Origin of the sequence: Blautia faecis, from assembly GCF_027662325.1 — a bacterium.
Taxonomy (GTDB): domain Bacteria; phylum Bacillota; class Clostridia; order Lachnospirales; family Lachnospiraceae; genus Blautia_A; species Blautia_A faecis.
This window is the reverse complement of record NZ_JAQDKY010000044.1, coordinates 1-23,231: the sequence shown is the minus strand read 5'-3', so window position 1 is coordinate 23,231 and position 23,231 is coordinate 1. Positions and strand designations below refer to the sequence as shown.

Genomic DNA, 23,231 nt, shown 5'->3' with positions numbered 1-23,231 from the left:
GAGCTACGGCAACCGAATTCGGACGAAATATACCGCAAAGTGGGGCGTGCAGATCGCGGGAATGCTTTTCCAACATACTCTGGGGAAAAACGTTACAAAAGTACCAAAAATGTAAAAAAACACACACGTCATAAAAGAAGTATGCTATAATGGGAGCACTTAACCGATTACGGTATAAGGAATTGCCAATTAAATGAGGAGAACCAAGTATGAGTGATTATGTGATCATAACAGATACATCTGCAGATATTCCGGCAGACATTTTAGATAAGGGTCAGATTCATCTGATTCCTATGGTATACCAGTTAAACGGAGAGGAGTGTCCGCACAGGAATCCGGGAAACTGGGACAGCAGGGCTTTTTATGACAAGCTTCGTGCAGGTGGAACCGGAAGTACTTCCCAGATTTCCCCGGCTACATATACCGATTGTTTTGAACCGTTTCTGAAAGAGGGCAAGGATATTCTTTATATTTCCCTTTCCGGAGGACTGACTTCTACATGGCAGAGCTCTCGCATTGCAGCTGCTGATCTGATGGAAGAGTACCCGGAGCGTAAGATCTCCTGCGTGGATTCTCTTGCAGCCACAGGAGGACAGGGAATCCTGGTGATCCTGGCAGCAGAAAACCAGAATAAAGGAATGTCCCTGGAGGAGAATACGTCATGGCTAGAGGAGAATCGTTTCCATATCTGCCATTGGTTTACAGTAGATGATCTTGATTTTCTGAAACGAGGCGGACGTATTTCCCCCACAATCGCCTGGATCGGCGGCAAGCTGAAGATCAAACCGATTCTTCGTATTGTGGAGGATGGAACTCTGGCAATCCCGGAGAAGGTACGTGGCTCCAAGGCTGCTATGAATACGATCGTTTCCAAGTATATCAGCTCCGGATTAAATGAGGAGCATCCTTATGTATTTATCTGTCACGGTGATGCTGCTGAGCAGGCTGAGAAAGAGAAGGCTGCTATCCTGGAAGCTGTACCACAGGCTCAGGTTATTATTATGCCAATGAGCCCGATTATTGGAATTCATACTGGTCCTGGAGTACAGGCGGTTATTTATTTTGGAAATAATAGATAATTAAAGCCTTTTTCAAACCTGTTCCAGGAAAGCAAAAATTCAGAAATCATTGAGCGTTCCAAAGGTATATCCCATTTCTTCCCATTTGGTCAGCAGTTCATCCAGAATCTGTCCATTTGTGGAAGAAGTATTGTGCAGCAGGACAATTGCCCCTGGGTGGATCCGTGTGAGAAGCTTATCGAAGGCTTCCTCTTTGGTTGGCTGTTTATCCTGATACCAGTCCACGTAGGCAAGACTCCAGAAGAAGGTTTTATACCCCAGTTCCTTTGCCATGGACAGATTTGCTGTACTGTAAATTCCCTGAGGCGGCCGGTAGAATTTGGTCATGGATTCTCCGGTCGTTTCTTTATACAGATTTTCCACACCCTCCAGCTGTTTCCTGAAATCATTCAGGGAAGAAATCCCGGACATATCCGGGTGAGTGAGGGTATGATTTCCTACAATGTGCCCTTCCTGGACCATTTCTTTTATCAGATCTCCATTATCTCTTATGAAATTTCCAACAACGAAAAAAGTTGCTTTTACATTGTGTTTTTTCAATGCATTAAGAAGCAGCAGTGTATTGCCATTTTCATAGCCACAGTCAAAAGTAAGGTAGAGTATTTTCTCCTGGGTATCCTTTGCAAAGTAGGCGTTATAGGAAGCAAGCTCTTGAATGGAAGCATTTCCTACAGGACGTTTTCCTTCTTCCTGGAAGCTGAGTCCCCAGCTTGCGCAGTCTGATGAAGTAGCGACTGCTTCCGGGGGTGAAAAATGGTGAACGATCACCCGGGCGGCAGAACCGGCCAGAAAGGACAGGGCGAAGAGGAGAGGAACGCCGGCGTAGTGGAGAAAGTCTTTGATCGCAGGGCGCTTTTTCGAGCAAAAAGAGGAAATATGTGAAGAGAATTTTTTCTTCAGTGCTGGAAAAGAAAAAATGGGAAATTTCATGAAGAGAAAACCTCGCGGGTATTTTTTTACAGATATATGAGAAAATAAAAGGTTTATGCCAGAGCGTGTTTGAAAAATCATGCGAATAAGGGCAAGGCAGCTACCTGAAAATGAAAGGAAAATCCAGACATTAATTAAGCCACCAGCATCGACGTTTACTGGTGGCTTAAATCTGATCCATATCCAATGGAAGGTACCTCTCTTTCCGAATATATTATGCGTTTAAAACAATTGGAATTAAGGCTTACGTTCTTGGTGGACTGTACCTCGCTTTTCTTAAAGTGTTAAAAATTAAGATGTTTCGTTATGCTTCTGGTGGTCCGTACCTCTCTTTCTTAGATTATAAGTAATGAACTTATGTTTTCGGTGGTCTCACTCCTTTTTGTTTTTATTTTTAAGTTCCTTTTGTTTTATGAGCTTACTATAACAGATTACTTCTCGTTTGTCAACAAATAATTTGAAAAAATATTATTTTATATAAAATAAAAAGTTTATATGTGTGAAAAGAATTAAAAATTCAGACAATATTTCCGCGTATAATGTGGTATGATGAAACTATAAAGAATATGGCTTTTCAACGTGATAAAGTGCTGGGAAGCTGTATGACAGAAGATGAGGAGGAAGCAAAGATGTTAAATGCAATTCTTGATGAATTGAAACTGAATGCCCTTGTGATCACAGATCCGTATAACATGCGACATGTAAGCGGTTTTCGCGGCGGCGAGGGCGCTTTATATATTTCAGCAGCCCAGAAGGTGCTGATCACAGATTCCCGTTATACGGAGCAGGCCGGCAAGGAGAGCGATTTCACAGTAATCGAAGAGTGCCGTGGGCATAACCGTCAGACGATCCTGAAGGAGTGCATGGAGAAGGAGAATGTAAGTGGCGATTTCCATATGGGATATGAGGATCAGTCCATGCTTTGCTGTGATTTTGATAAGCTCAGAAAGGAACTGCCGGTTCAGACATGGACACCTCTTGGCAGTAGAATCGATGATCTTCGCCAGATTAAGACTGAGGAAGAACTGGAGTACCTGGCAAGAGCTGAAGAAATCGGGGACAAAGCATTTGCAGAATTTTTGAAAATCGTGAAACCAGGAATGACAGAGCTGGAAGCTGCGGCAGAACTGGAATACCTGATGAAAAAAGAGGGAGCAGAGGATTTAAGCTTTAACACGATCATCGCTTCCGGTCTGAATTCTTCCATGCCTCACGCAATTCCAGGATATAAGAAGTTGGAGGAAGGGGATTTTGTTACCTGTGATTTTGGCTGTAAATACAAGGGATACTGCTCCGATATGACACGTACCTTTGTACTCGGAAAAGCAAGCGATAAACAGAAAGAAATTTACAATGTTGTATTAAAAGCACAGCTGGCCGGTCTTGCAGCAGTAAAGGCTGGTGTAAGCGGAGCGAGTGTGGATAAGGTTGCGAGAGATATTATTACAGAGGCTGGTTACGGTGACTGTTTTGGCCACGGACTTGGTCACAGTGTAGGTCTTTTCATCCATGAAAGTCCGCGCCTGTCTCCCTCTGACGATACCATTCTGAAAGCCAATATGATCGAGACTGTTGAGCCGGGTATTTATGTACCTGGTTTCGGAGGGGTTCGTATTGAGGATATGGTAGTGGTAACGGAGGATGGCTGCCGCAATCTGGCACATTCTCCTAAGGAACTGATTGAGGTTCCCGTTGAGAAATAAAGAGCTGATATATATAGTGAATAGATAGTGATGTCGCCGACAGGCGAAATGTCTGTTTTGTGAAAGAAAATTATCTGCCTGGGCGGCATCTGAGTTTCTTTTACGATTAAAATATTAATATTGTTATTAAAATATGGAAAGGAATAAGAAAATGCTGAAACAATTATCAATTTTTGCGGAAAATATCAAAGGGAAAATGCAGAAGGTGACTGGAATCCTCCTGGAGGAGGATATTAATATCCTTGGTTCTGTTACCAATGACAGTGCTGAATATGGAATTATACGTATGGTTGTTTCCAAACCTGAGCAGGCGTTAGAAGCGCTGACAAAGGCTGGTTTTATCTGTAAGCTTAGTGATGTTCTTGGAATCGAGGTAAAGGATGAGGTTGGTAATCTGAACAAACTGCTTCTCAGTCTCCAGGAGAGCAACATCAATATTGATTATCTGTATCTGTCTTTCAACCGTGCTACCGGACTTCCGATCATGGTTCTCCACGTACCGGATATCAGTGAGGTGGAGGCATGTCTGAGAAATAAGGGATTTAATTCCATTTCTGAGGTTCATTAAGCACTTCAGGCAGAAACAGAATCTGAAATCCTGCATAGAACTCTGAATAGTTGGAAAAACTACCGTTATCAATCTTTAGGAGGTAAGGAAATGTTACGGTATTTGCCTATTCGGAAGATTCACGCAAGACAAATTCTGGATTCCAGAGGCAATCCTACTGTGGAGGTAGAAGTGACAGTTGGAGAAGGCGTTATTGGAATCAATGGATATACAGGCCGTGCAGCAGTTCCATCCGGCGCGTCCACAGGAAAATTCGAAGCACTGGAGCTAAGAGACGGAGATAAAGGAAATTATAAAGGCCTTAGTGTACAAAAAGCAGTGGATAATGTAAACACAAAAATCTCGGAGGCAATTCTGGGAGAAAATGCACTGGATCAGACCTATATTGATTCTCTTCTGATCCAGACAGATGGTACGGACAATAAAAGCAATCTTGGGGCAAATGCCACTCTTGGTGTTTCTATGGCGGTGGCGAGGGCAGCCGCTATGGCACTTCGGATTCCGCTTTATCAGTATATCGGAGGCTGTCATGCGAACAGGATGCCAGTACCAATGATGAATATTTTGAATGGCGGGCGGCATGCGGACAATACAGTGGATCTTCAGGAGTTTATGATCATGCCAGTTGGGGCTTCCTGTTTTTCAGAGGGAATCCGCATGTGTGTGGAGATTTATCAGTCACTGAAGATCCTTTTAAAAAAGAAAAATCTGTCTACAGCAGTGGGCGATGAGGGTGGTTTTGCACCGGATCTGAAGGATTCCAGGGAGATTCTGGAATTGATCCTTGAGGCTGTGAAGAACGCCGGATATGAGCCGGGAAAAGATATTGGCATTGCCATTGATGCGGCAGCCAGTGAATTATATGACGGAGAAAAAGACGGTTACTATTTTCCTGGGGAGAGTAAGATGACTGGAAAAGAAGTGATCCGGGATTCCAATGAAATGATCCGTTATTACGAAAATCTGTTGGATGAATTTCCGGTTGTTTCTATAGAGGACGGACTGCAGGAGGATGACTGGGAGGGCTGGAAAGCTATGACGGAGCGGCTTGGAAGCCGTGTACAGCTGGTTGGGGATGACCTTTTTGTGACAAATATCAAACGGCTGTCCTGTGGAATAAAGCTTGGAACAGCAAATGCAATCCTGATCAAGGTAAATCAGATCGGAACCCTGACAGAGTCTCTGGAGGCAGTAGAACTGGCTGCACGGGCGGGTTATCGCTCTGTTATTTCCCACCGCTCCGGTGAAACGGAGGATTCCTTTATTGCAGATCTTGCAGTGGCAACTGGTGCGGGGCAGATCAAGACTGGTGCACCATGTCGTTCAGATAGAAATGCCAAGTATAATCAGCTTCTGAGAATCCATGAGCAGCTTGGCAGACTGTCGATGTATGAGAATCCGTTTGCCTGACCATAAAAAAAACGATAGCGTAATTTGTCCAAATTCAAGATAAAAAAGAGTTGAAATCAAATGCTGGCTATGGTACAATATCTCCTAGTTGATTAGGAGGTGTAACCACGTGCAGATTTTAAGAACGATTTTAACAATTCTTTTTGTTATAGATTGTATTGCCCTTACCGTAGTAGTCCTTATGCAGGAAGGTAAGTCACAGGGGCTTGGTGCGATCGCCGGAGCTGCAGACACATACTGGGGTAAGAACAAAGGACGTTCCATGGAGGGCGGTCTTGTTAAGGCAACTACAGTTATGGGAGTTTTGTTCTTTGTACTGGCAGTTGTACTGAACCTGAATTTCTAAGAATAAACTGGGAAACACTCTTGTTGATCTGATCGCAAGGGTGTTTTTTATGTCATAAGGGATTAATTTTTTACACAGGCATTAAGAAGGAGAAAAATTGAGTAAAGACAGAGAATTTGACAAACGAAAAAAATTTATGATGGAGCTTCTTGGTGATCCAGTGTACCAGCCTATGCGCTTCCGGGAAATTGCAGGTCTTCTGCGCCTTTCAAAGGACGAGAAGAAAGATCTGTACCGTGTTCTGGATGATCTGGTAGCAGAGGGAAAGGCTGACCTGGATTCCAAGGGACGTTATTCCAAAGTAACTGGAAGAAAGCGCGGGAAAGAGAAGCAGCGTGGAAAAAGAGAAGAACGTGACGAGAAGTTTTCGGGTAAACGTTCCGGGAAATATGCAGAAGAAAGCTCCGAGAGACGTACCGGGAAGAAAGATGAGAAACATTCCGATAAGAAATATAATGATAAGCAGGCTGGAAAGTATGATCACCGCAAGCCCGACGATCGTTACGGCAGGGGAAAAGATAAGTACAACGAATATCCGGACAGTCCATCTGTGGAAGGCACCTTCATCGGTCATCCCAAGGGCTTTGGCTTCGTGGAAATCGAGGGGGAAGACAACGACGTATTTATTCCGGAAGATTGTACCGGAACGGCTATGCACCAGGATAAGGTTCGTGTTATAATCACAAAAGAGCCGCAGGAAGGCAAACGCCGTGAGGGAATTGTAGTAAAAGTTCTGGAAAGAGGTATGACCCAGATCGTGGGAACCTACGAGAACAGCCGTGACTTTGGTTTTGTGGTAAGCGACAATCCTAAATTTTCCAGGGACGTATTTATTCCGAGAAAAGATTCCCAGGGAATCAAGGACGGAGATAAGGTAGTGGTGGAAATCACCAGCTACGGAAGCAAGAACCGCAATCCGGAAGGTAAGATCGTAGAGAATCTGGGAAGCTGCCGTGCACCTGGAACAGATATCCTTGCCATTGTAAAAAGCTTTGGCATTCCAAGCGAATTTCCGGATAAAGTAATCCGTCAGGCTGACCGTGTACCGGATCATGTTCTGGATGCTGACAGGGATGGCCGACTGGATCTTCGCCATCTTCAGACCGTCACCATTGACGGAGAAGACGCCAAGGATCTGGATGATGCAGTTACTTTGACAAAGGAGAATGGCATCTATCATCTTGGTGTTCACATTGCAGATGTAAGCAATTATGTACAGGGAGGAAGTGCCCTTGACCGTGAGGCGTTGAAGCGGGGAACCAGTGTATATCTGGCAGACCGCGTAATTCCCATGCTTCCGGTACGGCTTTCCAACGGAATCTGTTCTCTGAACCAGGGGCAGGATCGTCTTACTTTAAGCTGTCTTATGGATATTGACAAAAAAGGAAATATGATTTCCCATAAGATTGCAGAGACTGTGATCTGTGTAGATGAGAGAATGAATTATACAGATGTGAAAAACATTCTGGAGGATACTGACGAAGAGGCAAAGAAACGCTATGAAAAACTTGTTCCCATGTTTTTCCTGATGAAAGAGCTTTCTGAAATCCTTCGTGGAAACCGCCATCACAGAGGCTCCATTGATTTTGATTTTCCGGAGAGCAAGATTATCTTAAATGCAGCAGGAAGAGCCATTGACATTAAGCCATATGAGGCAAATGTGGCAACAAGGATCATAGAGGATTTTATGCTTATGGCAAATGAGACTGTGGCAGAGGAGTGCTGCAGGGATGATATGCCGTTTGTTTATCGTACCCATGAGACACCGGATCCCGAGAAAGTGGAGAGCCTTCTCACACTTCTTCATAATCAGGGAGTGCCGGTGCAGAAGCATGGACAGGAGATTACCCCGAAGGAAATCCAGACTATTCTGGAGAGCATTGAGGGACTTCCAAACGAGCCACAGATCAGCCGCCTTACTCTTCGAACCATGAAACAGGCGAAGTATACTACAGAATGCAGCGGCCATTTTGGACTTGCAGCGAAATATTACTGCCATTTTACTTCTCCAATCCGTCGTTATCCGGATCTTCAGATTCACAGGATTATTAAGGATAAGCTTCGGGGACGTCTGGAAAGAGAGGGAAAAACAGAGCATTATAAAGAGATTCTGGAAGATGTGGCACGCCAGTCCAGTGTGTGTGAGCGCCGGGCGGACGAAGCTGAGAGAGAATCTGACAAGCTGAAAAAAGCAGAATATATGTCATACCATATTGGGGAAGAATTTGAAGGAATCATTTCCGGTGTTACTGGCTGGGGCTTCTATGTGGAACTTCCAAATACGGTAGAGGGACTGGTTCATGTAAATACACTGAGGGATGATTACTACACCTTTGATCAGGATGCTTACGAGTTGATCGGCGATGTGACACACAAGGTGTTTGCACTGGGACAGAAGGTGCGTGTGAGAGTTGCGGATGCAGATACCATGCTGAAGACTGTGGATTTTGTTCTGGCAGAGGATCAAGAGTGGTAATTAGAAGTTACTGTTCATTCTGCGATCAAAACACGCTTTGCGATGCATAGAAACTACGCTCTAGAACAGCAACCCTTTGTTTTGAGCGCCCGCCTGCAGGCGGAAATCCATATAGGGAGGAACTTATGGCAAAGAAACCAGGAATCAAACTGATTGCAAATAATAAAAAGGCATTTCACGATTATTTTATAGAAGACACGTATGAGGCAGGAATTGCCCTGGCAGGAACAGAAGTAAAATCCCTGCGTATGGGAAAATGCAGCGTCAAGGAATCTTTTGTGCGGATTCAGAATGGGGAGGTTTATATCTATGGAATGAACATCAGCCCATACGAAAAAGGCAATATTTTCAATAAAGATCCCCTTCGTATCCGTAAACTTCTCCTTCACCGCAGTGAGATCAACAAGATGGAAGCCAAACTGAAGGAAAAAGGTCTTACCCTTGTGCCAATCAAGGTCTATTTCAAGGACAGCCTTGTAAAGGTGGAAATTGGTATGGCAAGAGGTAAGAAACTGTATGACAAACGTCAGGATATCGCTAAGAAAGATCAGAGACGAGAAGCAGAGCGTGATTTCAAGGTGAAGAATTTATATTAAAAACAATGGGAGCTGGGAATTTTTATGATGAAAAATTCCCGGCTTTCGTAAATTTCTGTTAAACATTTATAGGGGATCAGCTGTAAAGATGCAGCATATAAAAAGTCAGACAGGTCAATATGGTATTTATTTAATATTCGCTGTACAGGCAGCATGAAAACAGTAAAAAGAGGTTGGCTATGGAAGAGAAAATAAAAGAGAAAACAAAAGAGAAAACACAGGAAGCAAAGGAAATAACAAAAGAAAACCGCCTGATGAAAACCGTAGAGGATTCCAGAACGGAGCAGGTTCATCTGATCATGCACCAGCACTTAAATGCCGGCGGCAGATTGTTTGGAGGAATGCTGATGCAGTGGGTGGATGAGGTGTCTGGCGTGGTTGCTATGCGTCATTGCGGGACTTACCGTGTTACAACTGCAGCTGTAGATAATCTGCAGTTTAAGGAGCCCGTTTACGAGGGCGAGATCCTTGTGATGATCGGCTATGTGACCTATGTGGGAAATACCTCCATGGAAGTGGAAATTGATTCCTATGTGGAGCGCGGTGATGGAATGCGTTACCTGGTGAACCGTGCTTTTTCTGTGATGGTAGCTGTGGATAAGAATGAGCGTCCTACCCGAATCCCCGGCCTTATTATCCACACAGAAGCAGAGAAAGGTCGCCATGAGGCAGCTCTGCTCCGCAGGGATATGCGTAAAGAGCGAAGAGACGCCGGGTTTTAAACATTGAGACATGTTGTCAAAAACTATTTGAGTCAGAGATAGAGAAAACTGTCCCTGGCTCTTTTTGTTCACAGAAGAAGTACGCAGGATCTTCCTTCCCGGTGAAGGCACCAGAGAGAATGGGGAAAAGAAACCCGAGAGTTGCGGCGCGAAATCGTGCAAAGCATGATTTCTGTGCATCGCGAAGCGTGTTACTGTGAACGGAGTGAACAGTAACGAAAAGTTTAAAAATTGTATGAAATCATCCCGCGTTCGGTTGACAAGTCTGTCATACTCTGTAATAATAATGGAGAACAAAAAGTGGATATTAGAGGAGTTTAATTCCATTTTGTGGGAGGAATATAGATTATGAAAAAACGTTATGTGATTCTTGCAGCACTTTTGGTCACTGCTTTGGCAGCAGCTGGATGTGGCAAAAAAAAGACTGAAGATACAGGCAAGGATGACCAGGTAACCGTGGCTCCTGCTGAGAATACAGATACAGCTTCAAGTGATGACAGTTCCCTGGTAGATATGCAGAAATCTGACGATGCAGATATCAAGAATGTGATTGGTGATAAGACTTCCACAGCTTCCAGGCTGATTCTTGTGAACGGTACCGGAGCTGCTGTGAAGGGACTTTACATTCGTCCGACTACGGATGACGATGATGACTGGGGCACAGAGCTGATTAATGGATTGTTTACTTTGAATGATGGCGACAAGGCTCTTTACTATTATGAGCCGGACGAGAAGGATGCAGATGGAAATGCGGTGACAAGCTATGACATCCGGATCACGTATGAGGACGAGGATTATACAGACTGCTATTTCCGTAAGCTTCCGCTGAAGACAATTTCAAAGATCACTCTTCATATGGATGGAACTGCTGAGGATGGAATTCCTTATGCTACTTATCTGACAGGAACGAGTAAGACAGAAACTTCTACCCTGAGTGAAGTGATGGCGCGTCTTGGTCTTGATGACAGCGAAGACAGTTCTGAGGATGATTCTCAGGAAACGGATACAGCACCAACGCCTACATCTGCGCCGCAGCAGTCAGGTCCTACTGCTGCACCTACATCTGCACCGCAGCCTACAAGTACTCCGGATAATAGTGGCGGCAGTAATACAGCACCGGATGATTCCAGTGCAGATAAGGCGAAACAGTATATCGGACAGCCGCTTTCCAGTCTGGTTGCAGCACTGGGAGAGGCTAACGGAAGTGATTATGAGAACGAGCCGGAGACCGGAGAGACAGGATATCATTATTATGACTCTTTCACAGTTTCTACCACTGTTGATGACAGCGGAAATGAGGTTGTTGCCGGAGTATGGTAAAATAAAAGAATAAAAAATAAGGCAGGATAAAAGCATGGAAATGAAAAGAGTTTTATTAAAATTAAGCGGCGAGGCTCTTGCCGGACCGAAGAAAACAGGATTTGACGAGGCAACTGTTCTTGCAGTAGCGAAGCAGATCAAGGCAATTTCTGATGAGGGAGTACAGATCGGCATTGTGATCGGCGGTGGAAACTTCTGGAGAGGACGTACCAGTGAGACGATAGACCGCAATAAGGCAGATCAGATCGGTATGCTTGCTACTATTATGAACTGTATTTATGTATCTGACCTTTGCAGATATACAGGTATGAAGACTGAGATTTATACACCATTTGCATGTGGTGCATTTACAAAACTGTATTCCAAGGACAGTGTAGAAGAGAGCTTTGCACAGGGCAAGCTGGTATTCTTTGCAGGCGGTACAGGACATCCGTATTTCTCTACTGACACAGCTACGGTTCTTCGTGCAGTTGAGATTGAGGCCGATGCGATTCTTCTGGCTAAGGCAGTTGATGGTATTTATGACAGCGATCCGAAGGTAAATCCTGACGCTGTGAAGTACGATGAAATCTCTATTCAGGAGGTTGTTGACAAGAAGCTTGCAGCTATGGATCTTACAGCTTCTATTATGTGTCTGGAGCAGAAAATGCCGATGCTGGTATTTGCTCTTGATGAGGAGAACAGCATTATCAACACCGTTCACGGAAAATTTTCCGGAACAAAGGTTACTGTATAAGCGCGTTGCGCAGAAAATAGGATAATACTGCTACCGGCAGAAAATCATAAAGAGGGAGATTAATTTTATGGATGAAAGAATTCAGAAGTATGAAGAGAAAATGAAAAAGACATTGGGCAGCTTAGAAGCAGAGCTGACTACTATCCGTGCAGGACGTGCCAATCCGCATATCCTTGACAAGCTGACAGTAGATTACTACGGAAGCCCTACACCGATTCAGCAGGTGGCAAATATCACAGTTCCGGAAGCTCGTATGATCCAGATCCAGCCATGGGAATCCAGCCTGATCAAGGGAATTGAGAAAGCAATCCTTACTTCTGATCTTGGTCTGAACCCGAATAACGATGGAAAAGTAATCCGTCTTGTTTTCCCGGAGCTTACCGAGGAACGCCGTAAAGATCTGGTTAAAGATGTTAAGAAAAAAGGTGAGGCAGCTAAGGTTGCTGTCCGCAACATCCGCCGTGATGCCAACGATGCATACAAGAAGCTGAAAAAAGAAGAGGATGTATCTGAGGACGAGATCAAAGAGTTAGAGGACAAAGTTCAGAAGCTTACAGACAAATACATCAAGGATGTAGATGCTGCAGTAGAAGCAAAAGGTAAGGAGATTATGACTGTATAAGGGCATATTACCTGAAGCGCAGAGCCGTTTGGACTAAAAATCTGCAAAACAGGATCCTTTTATAAAGAAACAGCAAAAAGAGCTCTTTAAAAAGAGCTCTTTTCTGCCCTTTTGTATGAAATTGTACGAATAATCTGAACGCTTATAACGAAAAAAGAAAAACAAAACACAAGGAGAAAAATATGAACGTACCCAATCATATTGCCATTATTCTGGACGGCAATGGCCGCTGGGCAAAGGCAAAGGGACTGCCTCGTGGCTATGGACATGTTAAGGGCTGCGCCAATCTGGAGCAGGTCTGCTATGATATTAAAGATCTGGGCGTGAAATATCTGACAGTATATGCTTTTTCCACGGAAAACTGGAAACGCTCCAGAGAAGAAGTGGACGGGCTTATGAAGCTGTTTCGCAGCTATCTGAAGAAATGTATCAAGATATCCCGGGATAATAAGATGAAAATCAAAATTATCGGCGACATCTCTGCTTTTGCACCGGATATTCAGGAAAGCATCCGTAAACTGGAGGAGTTTTCCAAGGATTATGATGAGCTGTACTTCCAGATTGCCATGAATTATGGAAGCCGCGATGAGATTACAAGAGGAATGCGAAAGATGGCACAGGATGTGGCGGATGGAAAAGTTTCTCCGGATCAGATCACAGAGGATACGATTGGAAGCTACCTGGATACTGCAGGAGTGCCGGATCCGGATCTTCTGATACGCACCAGCGGAGAACAGAGACTTTCCAATTTCCTTATGTGGCAGCTGGCTTATACGGAATTTTATTTTACAGACGTGGCATGGCCGGATTTCCATAAAGCAGAATTAGTACAGGCTATTGAGAAATATAATCAAAGAGACAGAAGATATGGCGGTGTGAAGGAGGAGTAAGATGTTTAAAACACGTCTTTTAAGCGGTATTGTGCTGGTCGCAGTTGCGCTTCTGACTATTATCAGTGGAGGTTATGTGCTGTTTTTTACACTGCTTGGGATCTCTCTGATCGGAATGCAGGAGCTTTATAAGGTTATGAAGGTCCGGGAAGACCATTTTAATGCTCTGGAAATTGCAGGCTATCTTGGAGCTGTGATCTACTATGTGCTGATGTCGCTGGATTTTGAAAAATATGGAATGATGGGCGTGATCATTTCGTTCATGATGTTTATGTTCGTTTACGTATTTACTTATCCCAAGTTCAAGGCAGATCAGGTAATGCCGGCGTTCTTTGGGGTGGTATACGTGGCTGTGATGCTCTCCTTTATTTATCTTACCCGGAACCTTCCAGATGGAAAATTTCTGGTATGGCTGATCTTTTTATGCTCCTGGGGATGCGATACCTGCGCATATTGTGTGGGAATGCTGATCGGCAGGCACAAAATGGCACCAATCCTCAGCCCGAAGAAATCAGTAGAAGGTGGAGTAGGCGGCGTGGCAGGCGCTGCGCTTCTGGGCGCAATTTATGCAGCAGCAACTGGCGGAAAGATTGCAGAGTATGCGCTGATCTGTGCAGTCGGAGCACTGATCTCCATGGTTGGAGACCTGGCTGCTTCTGCTATTAAGAGAAATCAGGGAATCAAGGACTATGGCAAACTGATCCCAGGACACGGTGGAATCCTGGACAGATTTGACAGTGTGATCTTTACAGCTCCGGCTATTTATTTCCTGGCGAAGCTTGTGCTGGGAATCTGATTCCGGATTGGCAGCGGGAGGCATAAAGGAATAAGAAGTGTGAAAATGATAAGATGTGATTTGTCCCTGAAATGGACTGAGAGGAATTTCAAATGAAGAAAATTGCAATTTTAGGCTCAACTGGTTCCATCGGTACACAGACCCTGGATGTAGTGAGAGCTAACGGCGATATAGAGGTGCTGGGAATCAGTGCAGGAAGAAATGTGAAAATGCTGGAAGAACAGGCAAGAGAGTTTCATCCTCAGCTGATTGCAGTGTGGGATGAAAATGCGGCAAAGGATCTGGCTGTCCGCCTTTCAGATATGGATGTAAAAATTGTGTCTGGTATGGAGGGACTTCTGGAGCTTGCGCGTATGCCCCAGACAGACATTCTGGTTACCGCTGTTGTGGGAATGATTGGAATCCGTCCTACAATGGAGGGAATCAAGGCGGGCAAGGACATTGCCCTTGCAAACAAAGAAACATTGGTAACAGCAGGTCATCTGATCATTCCGATGGCAAAAGAGCATGGAGTTCAGATCCTTCCGGTAGACAGTGAGCACAGTGCTATTTTCCAGGCTCTTCATGGGGAAAAGCGGGCGCAGGTTGAGAAGCTTCTGATCACAGCTTCCGGTGGTCCCTTCCGTGGAAGAAAAAGAGAAGAACTGGAACATGTGACGCTTGCAGATACCCTGAAGCACCCGAACTGGGTAATGGGACAGAAGATCACAGTAGATTCTGCAACCCTGGTCAATAAAGGTCTGGAGGTTATGGAAGCCAGATGGCTGTTTGATGTGGATTTGGATCATATTCAGGTTGTTGTCCAGCCAAAGAGCATTATCCATTCGATGGTAGAGTTTAAAGATGGTGCGGTTATGGCGCAGCTTGGAACTCCGGATATGCGGCTTCCAATCCAGTACGCACTCTATTATCCGGAACGCAGATATCTGGATGGAGAGAGACTGGATTTCCATAAATTGAAAGAGATTACTTTTGAAGATCCGGATATGAACACATTCCTGGGGCTTCCAATGGCTATGGATGCTGCAAGAAAAGGAGGCAGTATGCCTACTGTGTTTAACGCAGCAAATGAGCTGGCTGTGAAGAAGTTTTTACAGGAAAAAATCGGCTTTCTGGATATTTACGACATTATTGCACAGTCTATGGAAAGACATACAGTGATCCGGAATCCGGAGCTGGAGGAGATACTGGCAGTAGAAGACGAGACTTATAAATGGATTGAAAGCAGGTGGTAGGTTGAAGATTATTCTGGCATTATTGATTTTCAGTGCGATCATTCTTTTTCATGAGCTGGGGCATTTCCTTCTTGCAAAGAAAAATAAGATCGTAGTAACGGAGTTTTCCCTTGGAATGGGACCAAGGCTGCTTAGCACAGAGAAGAATGGAACCAGGTATTCTCTGAAGCTTTTGCCTCTTGGCGGTTCCTGTGCCATGCTGGGAGAAGATATGGAGGATGAGTCCAAGGGGACTTTCAATGGTGCACCAGTGTGGGGAAGAATCGCTACAGTTGCAGCAGGACCGGTATTTAACTTTATCCTGGCCTTTGTGTTTGCAGTGCTCATTGTTACGCTGGTGGGCTATGACCCGGCAGAGGTTACGCAGGTGGAGAGTGGTTCTACTGTGGCTGAAGCTGGTCTTCAGGAAGGGGATATTATCAAAGAATATCAGGGGTATCATATTGATCTGGCAAGAGATCTTTATCTGTATATGTATCTGAATAATCCACAGGAGGATGAGACCATTCATATGACTGTGGAGAGGGATGGCAAAGATGTGGAGTTGGCCTTCAAACCAGACGTACAGGTGAGATACCTTCTTGGCTTTAACAGAAAGAGTACCGATTCTCTTGAGGTGGCATCCCTGATTCCGGGAATGGGCTTATCTGAAACTGGCGTGGAGCCTGGGGACGTGATTACTTCCATTAATGGCACCAGACTGGAGAGTTCGGACGATTATACTGCATATCTTGCAGAGCATCCTCTCACAAGTGAGCCTGTGACCATAACTTATGAGCGTGATGGCCTGGAATACAACGCTGAGGTAACTCCATCGGAGTCCCGCACAGCAGTACTTGATTTTTCTTATAATCTGGCGTACACGAAGACACAGGGATTTGAAGTGCTGAAGTATGGAACGCTGGAAGTAAAATATATGATCCGCTCTACCTTACTCAGCCTGAAAGAGCTTCTTACCGGCGGGCTGGGCGTAAAGGATTTAAGCGGTCCGGTTGGCGTAGTTGATGCAATTGGCAGCACCTATGAGGCAAGTAAGAGTGAGGGCATGCTGACTATCTGGGTAAATATGCTGTATATGGCAGCACTTTTATCTGCAAACCTTGGTGTTATGAACCTTCTTCCGCTTCCTGCACTGGATGGTGGCCGGCTTGTATTTCTGATTATCGAGGCTATTCGGAGAAAACCGGTGAACAGACAGATTGAGGGCATGGTTCATTTTGCAGGTTTGATGGTGCTGATGCTTTTGATGGTTGTAGTTATGTATAATGATATTTTGAAGATTTTTTAATCTTTTTGAAATGAAAAAGCTGTAAAGAAAATGAAAGCGAAGGCTATGTGTATCAAACGGATATGCATGGCCTTTTTTTGATGCAGCAGACGATTCTGCAGCAAATTCCTATTACCCAAAAAAGCTTTTCCAGGCAGTGAGAGGAAATAACGGAAATGCAGATGAGGGGGATGGTCTGCTGCAGGCGGCAAATCTTGCAAGGGGATTCCTTTTTATAGGGAAAACTTCCGAATATGTAGTAATAAAAACTACATAATAAAGTGTCGAATAAAAGTAAAACTTGACATAAAAACAATAATGCTTTATACTAAAATAGTTTTAAAATCAAACTAAATTAAAGCATGGAGGATATTGTTTTGGATAGAGAATACAAAAGCAGTTTGAGATGTTTGAAAATTGGAGATAAGGTGGCAGAACTTCCTATTATTCAAGGGGGAATGGGCGTGGGAGTGAGCCGTAGCTCCCTGGCTGGCGCAGTGGCAGCAGAAGGAGGAGTGGGAGTTATTTCCACAGCTCAGATCGGATATGATGAGGCTGGCTTTGAAAAAGACCAGGCGGGGTGCAATCTGAAGGCAATAAGAAAGCATATATGGAAGGCAAGGGAGATTGCCAAGGGAAAAGGGCTGGTCGGTGTTAATATTATGGTAGCGCTGAAACATTATAAAGAGCATGTAAAGGAAGCTGTGGAATGTGGTGCAGATGTGATCATCAGTGGCGCAGGACTTCCCATGAATCTGCCAGAGCTGGTACCGGAGTTTTGCAGAACAAAGATTGCGCCTATTGTTTCTTCAAAAAGGGCAGCAAATCTGATTCTGAAAATGTGGGCACATCGATATAACCGGACTGCAGATCTGATCGTAGTGGAAGGACCGGAGGCAGGAGGACACCTGGGATTTTCCAGGGATCAGCTGGCTCACAGGGATGAGATGGATTTTGACCAGGAAATCCGGGATATTATTGCATGTAAAAAGGAATATGAGGAAAAGTTTGGCCGGGAAATTCCAGTGGTAGTTGCTGGCGGAATTTTTGACCGGAAAGATATTGATCATGCTATGGCACTTGGGGCAGATGGTGTGCAGATCGCAAGCCGGTTTGTGGCGACAAAGGAATGCGATGCCGATGAAAGGTATAAACAGGCGTATGTAAATGCAAGGAAAGAGGATGTGCAGATTATCCAGAGCCCTGTAGGAATGCCTGGAAGGGCGCTTTGCAATCCTTTTATGAAACTGGTAGAGAATGGACGGATTCCAGTAAAGAAGTGCTATAACTGCCTGGAAAAATGTAATCCAGGACAGGTTCCGTACTGCATTACCAAGGCATTGATCGATGCGGTGGAGGGAGATGTAGAGAATGGATTGATGTTCTGTGGGGCAAATGTTGGAAGGATTGACAAAATTACTTCAGTGCATGAATTGATGCGGGAATTGGCAGAAGGCTGATGGTTAGCCGGTTCCTATATGGTGATGTTGCTGACAAACGGCATGTCCGTTTAGAGTATAAGGTTTAGATTAGAATTTTATGGCGGGAGAGAAAATCCCGCCATATTATGTTTATTGTAATTCTGCAATCCGGGTGACGCCTACGTAAATTTCCTGAATTTTGTACCAGGTGGTATAATCTACGATTCCGGTTTCCGGAAGACCGAAAATATTCTGGAATTTGCGGACAGAGGCCTGAGTCTGGGCACCATAGATTCCGTCCGGATTTACTTTTGGAAGAGCAGGGTAGGCCTGGCTGATAGCATTTAGCTGTTCCTGAAGCTGGAGTACTTTGCTGCCGGAAGCACCAATATCCAGGTCATATCCTGGCCAGGAGGAAGGAATCCCGGAGACTTCTTCTGCTACATTGATATACATATCGTTTCCGTAGAAATACCGTAGGATTTCAATAGCAGAATATCCCTGGTCTCCAAGCCGCTTGCTTCCCCACTGTGTCATCCATCCTCTGTCCCGGCACTGCACCCGCTCTCCGTCGCAGTACTGGGTAAGAATTGGCTGACGGACGTTAGGACGGGATAGATAATTCTCGAAAAGTTCGTCTACAATGCGGTCGATAGAGTCAAAGATGTTTCGTCCGCGGATCCATTTGTGGTCGTAGGCGGTGGAGGAGGTGATGGTGTAGTCTTTCCCTTTATTGCGGTACCACTCCGTGTATACCCGGTTTAGGGTAAAGGACATAATTGCCAGGATGTTGGCGCGGATAGTGTCGTCAGGCCAGGTGGCATAGATTTCGCTGCTTGCTACATTTTTGATATAGTCGCGGTAGCGGACATAATAATTAGAGGCGGAGTTATCACCTACAGGCCCATCGTGCACTACAATGTATTCCGGAATTACGACCTTGCTTAGAACAATTTCGCCAGTTTCGTGTACTGGTTTAATTTCAGATTCCTGTATTTTTGGTGGATATTCATAGAAAAGTGTATGGGGAGGAATGACAATTCTGTTTTCCGAAACAGTGTCTTGCCTGGGATTCAGAAGGACAGGCTGTTTGGCCAGAACCGCAGGCAAGACTTCTGTGCCTGCGATTTCCTCCTGGTGAAAATCCTCGGCTTTGATCTGCATGGAATATTCTGCATAAGGCTGCGCCTCCTCGGAAGCATTCAGGCTGTATTCCAGAGGAGGCGTTTTTAATTGAAGGACAGGGGTGTTGCCGGAAGAATCCGTGCGGACTTCTTCAATGACACTGTTTGGATCACCTGTATAAGAAATACGGACCAGTGCATTTTCCACAGGGCGGTTGTCTGTTTTTGAATGGACCGTTATCTGTAAGGTACCCTGGTCTACATTTTCCTGCTGTGCACATAATGCTTTTCTGTAATACATGGACGACCTCATAAAATGCTCTTCCAGGTATTATATGCTAAAAATGCAATTGTGAAAACATAATTCAGGGATGTTTGTGGGGATGAGAATATATTATAATAGTAAAGAGGCAGCAGGACAGCGGTGCCTACGGTGAAAAAAACGAAAGAAGGAATAAAATGAAACACTTAAGAAAACAAATTGCAGGCTATCTTTTAACGCTTATTCTGCTTATGGCAGGAATCGTATTCCCTGGAAGTGGGGAAAAGGTTCTGGCATCTGGCGGCAGCATGACTGTGCATTTCCTGGATGTGGGACAGGGATTATCCATTCTGGTGCAGTCAGAGGGACAGAATCTGCTGTATGATGGTGGTCCAAGAAGCGCGTCCAGCTATGTGGTGTCCTATTTGCAGGAGCAGAATGTGTCAGAAATTGATTATCTGATTTCATCCCATTACGATGAGGATCATGTGAGCGGACTGATTGGCTGTCTGAATGCATTTCAGGTGGACAATGTGATTGGAGCAGATTATATCCATGATTCTTCCCTTTATGGCTCTTTTATGGATGCAGTGGCAGCACATGGGCTTGAAGTACAGCATCCGGCAGTGGGGGCGGAGTATACATTTGGCTCGGGAGAATTTACAATTCTTTCACCAAAGGAAATCAGCAAAGAGAGTAATGCTAATTCGGTGGCAATTAAGCTGACGAATGGAGAAAACAGTTTCGTTTTTACCGGGGATGCAGATTTTAACTGTGAGGCAGATATGGTGAATTCCGGGCTTGATCTGAGCTGCGACGTGTTAAGTGTGGGCCATCATGGATCTGCTACATCCACAAGCTGGGATTTTCTTCAGGCTGCAGTTCCGGAATTTGCAGTGATCAGCTGCGGCGCAGGAAATATGTATGGTCATCCGCATGCGGATACCATGGAAAAACTGTCAGATATGGGAATTCAGGTATATCGCTCTGATGAACAGGGAACCATTGTAGCTTCTTCGGATGGAAGTGCTATTACTTGGAGTGCAGATCCTTGCAATGATTATACTTCAGGTGATGGAGAAACAGCTGGGCAAAGTGAAGGGGAGAATGGATTTACAGCTGAAGATAATAGCGGAACTGATGCAGCTGCAGCATCAGAAAAGTCAGAACAGATTGCTGCAGCAGATGACAGTCAGGAGGAAATGGTATGGATATCTGCTACAGGAAGTAAATATCACAGTATTCCTGACTGTGGAAATATGAATCCGGATAAGGCATATCAGGAGCCAGTCTCACAGGCTGAGGCTCAAGGATATGAAGCTTGTAAGAAGTGCTTTTGATTATATATATTTAACCGAAATTTTCCATTATATTTCGGAATATCCCTTTTTTATTTGGGGAAATTCTGGTATACTAGAGCGTGTTTGAAAAAGGCTTTCTGCAAGATGTGCGTCACAATTTGTGGGAGATTTTGCCCGAATGAGGGCGCCGTAGCGGGCTACGGCAACCGAATTCGGGCAAAATATACCGCAAAGTGGGGCGTGCAGATTGCGGGAATGATTTTTCAAACAGGCTCTAAAGTGTATGCTTAGTAGAACGTACGGAATATAAAATATAATAACTGTGTAGTTTTCGGACCGTAATCCGTGAGGGCTCCGGCAGTTATAAATAAATTGGTGGTGTAAAATTAGTGAGTGAACAGAAAAGAGTAATTTATACAAAGGAGGAACTGGCTGCGAAGGTAAAGGTTCCGGCTATCGTGGAGCAGGATCTGAAGCGCATTATCAGTGATCGCCTGGAACAATGCGGTCTGTATTACAGATGCTTTTCCAGAATCAAGACAGCTTCTTCTATGGCTCATAAATTTGCTCTGAAAGATTATGGCGCGGAGAATAAGAAACTGCAGGACCTGGTAGGTGTCCGTATTAACCTGTATTTTGATGATGATGTAGAAATCTGCCAGAATATTGTGGAAAATACCTTTGATGTGATTGGCTGGTCCACTTCGGAAAGAAGCGAGGAGGAGTTCAAACCTACGAAATTAAACGGCGTGTGCCGTCTTCCGGAATATTTGCGATCAGAAATTTCAACAGAGACCTGGGATATGTATATTGATGATACCTTCGAGATTCAGATTAAGACTATGTTTTTCGAGGGCTGGCATGAGATCGAGCACGATATGCGCTATAAAGGAGAGGAACTGTGGAAGAATTACAAGGGCTTTTCCAGATACTTTAACAGTATTCTGGCAACTTTGGAGCTTTGTGATAAATCCATGGTTACCCTGTTTGAGGATCTGGGACATTCCCTTTATAAATCAGGCAGATGGAGTGATATGATCAAGAGCCATTTCCGCCTGAAACTGGGAGAGGGACAGCTTTATCCTGAGGTGGCGAAGCTTCTGGATGAGGATTGTGACCAGCAGGTGGAGAACCTGGCCAAGCGTATTTATAAGACCAGCAAGCAGACACTGGTAGATCAGCTGCTTCACCGCAGCCGCAAGGTACCGATCAATGTAAATACGATCATTGCCCTGTTAAACGACAGTCAGTTCCACGACAGTCGTCTGACAGCTATTTTTAAGGAACGTGATGTTTATAATGATGGTCGCGAGGAGAGCCTCGGAGAATCCTGGCATTATGAGATGAAGCCTCTTATCCGCCACAACGTGTTCCAGATGTGCACACAGGTGGATGGAAGCCGTCTGAAGGAAGAGAAACCGGCATCTGCTGCAGAGATTTTCCAGCAGGCAGCAGATGCGATATATGGCTGGATCGTGGGGAAATATGGCGGTCTGTTTAAGGAAATGCCACAGAAGACCAGTACTTATCATGCTGACATTCTGGCTTATCATGTAGCTGTGAATTATGATCCGGACAATCATCGGCTGAATATGCATGTAAGACATATGGATATGGAAGTGGGCGGCAGAATCTGGTATTCAGAAGCCGGACTTGAAGTGTCGCGTCAGGATGAAGTGATTCTGAAGGTTTGCAATGGATATGCACAGCCGGAGAGAGAACACACCATCCAGGACCCGGGAGTAACTTTCTTCAGTTATCCTGGATATTATAAGACGATTGTTGACAATATCGGAATTGTAAATGGAATCGAATGTTCTAACAGAAGACGTATTTTGCGAGAGGATATGTTTGGGAATCTTATTGCAGCGTTGAAAGATTCAGGGCGTTTATTCCCTGTTGTTGTGATCGTCTCAAGAGAAACTGCAGACGGAATGATGGATGAGGATTGGCTGGGCCAGTTCCGTGTATCTGATTTTACAAGGACTGTATGGCGATATTCTCATGTATTTACGGCGCATGAGTCTGTTGGAAAGAAATTTCTGAAACTTGCAGGAATTGATCTTCGCCAGATTGATGATATCCCAAGGCTTTATATTTTCTGGCCGGGCGGAGATGTGGACGACTATGGTCCGGAGGATGTAACCAACTGTAGCTTTGGCCGTCACCTTGAGGCAAGAGGCGATGCCCGCACCTATGATATTGTGCGTGGCGGACAGGCGTTCTATCATAAGATCGTTACAGATTTAAGAGAATGGAATATTTCTGCTGATATGTGGGAAGGATTTAAGCTGGAGACAGTGACAGAACTTCCGAAATAGAATGACAAAAGTAAATCGGTAATAAAAAAAGGGCCTGCAAAACGGATGGTTTGCAGGTCTTTAATGTTTTTGAGCAATAAAAAATGCGGAAGATGGGACTTGAACC

General features: G+C 44.7%; 22 protein-coding genes and 1 pseudogene. 19 read left to right on the top strand and 4 right to left on the bottom strand.

Going from position 1 to position 23,231, the window contains the following annotated elements; all coding sequences use genetic code 11:
• Window positions 1-76: DUF6783 domain-containing protein (locus PGQ38_RS20895; RefSeq protein WP_416386764.1), on the bottom strand; the 76-nt coding region annotated here is incomplete at its 3' end.
• 133 nt (window positions 77-209) lie between these two features.
• Between PGQ38_RS20895 and PGQ38_RS16395 the strand changes: the two genes are divergently transcribed.
• Window positions 210-1,079 (top strand): DegV family protein, encoded by an 870-nt coding sequence (locus PGQ38_RS16395; RefSeq protein WP_204454424.1) that lies wholly within the window; start codon window positions 210-212, stop codon window positions 1,077-1,079.
• Window positions 1,080-1,118: 39 nt separating this feature from the next.
• Here PGQ38_RS16395 and PGQ38_RS16390 read toward each other — a convergent pair whose 3' ends face one another.
• Window positions 1,119-2,009 carry a polysaccharide deacetylase family protein gene (locus tag PGQ38_RS16390; protein WP_204454425.1) on the bottom strand — a complete coding sequence of 297 codons (891 nt, stop codon included), beginning with the start codon at window positions 2,007-2,009 and terminating at the stop codon, window positions 1,119-1,121.
• A 566-nt stretch (window positions 2,010-2,575) separates the two neighbouring features.
• On the opposite strand from PGQ38_RS16390, the gene PGQ38_RS16385 reads away from it, so the two are divergent.
• The 15 genes from PGQ38_RS16385 (at window position 2,576) to PGQ38_RS16315 (ending at window position 18,156) form a co-directional block, all read left to right on the top strand.
• The gene (locus PGQ38_RS16385; protein WP_270432675.1) at window positions 2,576-3,712 is read left to right on the top strand and encodes a M24 family metallopeptidase; all 1,137 of its coding nucleotides are present in this window, start codon (window positions 2,576-2,578) and stop codon (window positions 3,710-3,712) included.
• Between the two features lie 151 nt (window positions 3,713-3,863).
• Window positions 3,864-4,280, top strand: coding sequence for an amino acid-binding protein (locus PGQ38_RS16380; RefSeq protein ID WP_118578742.1), 417 nt, complete (start codon window positions 3,864-3,866; stop codon window positions 4,278-4,280).
• A gap of 90 nt (window positions 4,281-4,370) precedes the next feature.
• The gene (gene eno / locus PGQ38_RS16375; protein WP_187565643.1) at window positions 4,371-5,690 is read left to right on the top strand and encodes a phosphopyruvate hydratase; all 1,320 of its coding nucleotides are present in this window, start codon (window positions 4,371-4,373) and stop codon (window positions 5,688-5,690) included.
• Window positions 5,691-5,799: 109 nt separating this feature from the next.
• A complete protein-coding gene (secG, locus tag PGQ38_RS16370) occupies window positions 5,800-6,036 on the top strand; it encodes a preprotein translocase subunit SecG (protein ID WP_118578738.1) in 237 nt (78 codons plus the stop codon).
• A 97-nt stretch (window positions 6,037-6,133) separates the two neighbouring features.
• Window positions 6,134-8,512 carry a ribonuclease R gene (gene rnr / locus PGQ38_RS16365; RefSeq protein ID WP_330386306.1) on the top strand — a complete coding sequence of 793 codons (2,379 nt, stop codon included), beginning with the start codon at window positions 6,134-6,136 and terminating at the stop codon, window positions 8,510-8,512.
• Window positions 8,513-8,637: 125 nt separating this feature from the next.
• Window positions 8,638-9,108 (top strand): SsrA-binding protein SmpB, encoded by a 471-nt coding sequence (smpB, locus tag PGQ38_RS16360; RefSeq protein WP_021926591.1) that lies wholly within the window; start codon window positions 8,638-8,640, stop codon window positions 9,106-9,108.
• A gap of 179 nt (window positions 9,109-9,287) precedes the next feature.
• Entirely contained in the window at window positions 9,288-9,830 is a 543-nt protein-coding gene (locus PGQ38_RS16355) for an acyl-CoA thioesterase (protein WP_330674525.1), read from the top strand.
• Window positions 9,831-10,178: 348 nt separating this feature from the next.
• Entirely contained in the window at window positions 10,179-11,150 is a 972-nt protein-coding gene (locus PGQ38_RS16350) for a hypothetical protein (protein ID WP_270432673.1), read from the top strand.
• A gap of 40 nt (window positions 11,151-11,190) precedes the next feature.
• Window positions 11,191-11,886 carry a UMP kinase gene (pyrH, locus tag PGQ38_RS16345; protein WP_204454469.1) on the top strand — a complete coding sequence of 232 codons (696 nt, stop codon included), beginning with the start codon at window positions 11,191-11,193 and terminating at the stop codon, window positions 11,884-11,886.
• A gap of 67 nt (window positions 11,887-11,953) precedes the next feature.
• Window positions 11,954-12,508, top strand: coding sequence for a ribosome recycling factor (frr, locus tag PGQ38_RS16340; protein ID WP_118578734.1), 555 nt, complete (start codon window positions 11,954-11,956; stop codon window positions 12,506-12,508).
• A gap of 134 nt (window positions 12,509-12,642) precedes the next feature.
• On the top strand, window positions 12,643-13,398 hold the full coding sequence (locus PGQ38_RS16335) for an isoprenyl transferase (protein WP_226836957.1): 756 nt from the start codon (window positions 12,643-12,645) through the stop codon (window positions 13,396-13,398).
• Between the two features lies 1 nt (window position 13,399).
• Window positions 13,400-14,194, top strand: coding sequence for a phosphatidate cytidylyltransferase (locus PGQ38_RS16330; RefSeq protein WP_118578730.1), 795 nt, complete (start codon window positions 13,400-13,402; stop codon window positions 14,192-14,194).
• A gap of 92 nt (window positions 14,195-14,286) precedes the next feature.
• Window positions 14,287-15,429, top strand: a complete 1,143-nt coding sequence (gene dxr, locus PGQ38_RS16325) for a 1-deoxy-D-xylulose-5-phosphate reductoisomerase (RefSeq protein ID WP_204454432.1) — start codon at window positions 14,287-14,289, stop codon at window positions 15,427-15,429.
• 1 nt (window position 15,430) lies between these two features.
• On the top strand, window positions 15,431-16,717 hold the full coding sequence (gene rseP, locus PGQ38_RS16320) for an RIP metalloprotease RseP (RefSeq protein ID WP_148463524.1): 1,287 nt from the start codon (window positions 15,431-15,433) through the stop codon (window positions 16,715-16,717).
• A 356-nt stretch (window positions 16,718-17,073) separates the two neighbouring features.
• Window positions 17,074-18,156 carry an NAD(P)H-dependent flavin oxidoreductase gene (locus tag PGQ38_RS16315; RefSeq protein WP_330589388.1) on the top strand — a complete coding sequence of 361 codons (1,083 nt, stop codon included), beginning with the start codon at window positions 17,074-17,076 and terminating at the stop codon, window positions 18,154-18,156.
• A 111-nt stretch (window positions 18,157-18,267) separates the two neighbouring features.
• Here PGQ38_RS16315 and PGQ38_RS16310 read toward each other — a convergent pair whose 3' ends face one another.
• Window positions 18,268-19,542 carry a peptidoglycan-binding domain-containing protein gene (locus PGQ38_RS16310; RefSeq protein ID WP_118578722.1) on the bottom strand — a complete coding sequence of 425 codons (1,275 nt, stop codon included), beginning with the start codon at window positions 19,540-19,542 and terminating at the stop codon, window positions 18,268-18,270.
• A 158-nt stretch (window positions 19,543-19,700) separates the two neighbouring features.
• Between PGQ38_RS16310 and PGQ38_RS16305 the strand changes: the two genes are divergently transcribed.
• Window positions 19,701-20,843, top strand: coding sequence for a ComEC/Rec2 family competence protein (locus tag PGQ38_RS16305; protein WP_173772590.1), 1,143 nt, complete (start codon window positions 19,701-19,703; stop codon window positions 20,841-20,843).
• Between the two features lie 27 nt (window positions 20,844-20,870).
• Here PGQ38_RS16305 and PGQ38_RS20180 read toward each other — a convergent pair.
• Window positions 20,871-21,011 (bottom strand): annotated as a pseudogene (locus PGQ38_RS20180) (DUF6783 domain-containing protein); the annotation flags it as partial.
• Between PGQ38_RS20180 and PGQ38_RS20175 the strand changes: the two are divergent.
• Window positions 20,949-21,095, top strand: a complete 147-nt coding sequence (locus PGQ38_RS20175) for a DUF6783 domain-containing protein (RefSeq protein ID WP_306797103.1) — start codon at window positions 20,949-20,951, stop codon at window positions 21,093-21,095. The pseudogene PGQ38_RS20180 and the gene PGQ38_RS20175 overlap by 63 nt on opposite strands.
• Window positions 21,096-21,193: 98 nt before the next feature.
• Entirely contained in the window at window positions 21,194-23,125 is a 1,932-nt protein-coding gene (locus PGQ38_RS16300; protein WP_195409772.1) for a hypothetical protein, read from the top strand.
• Window positions 23,126-23,231: the final 106 nt, after the last annotated feature.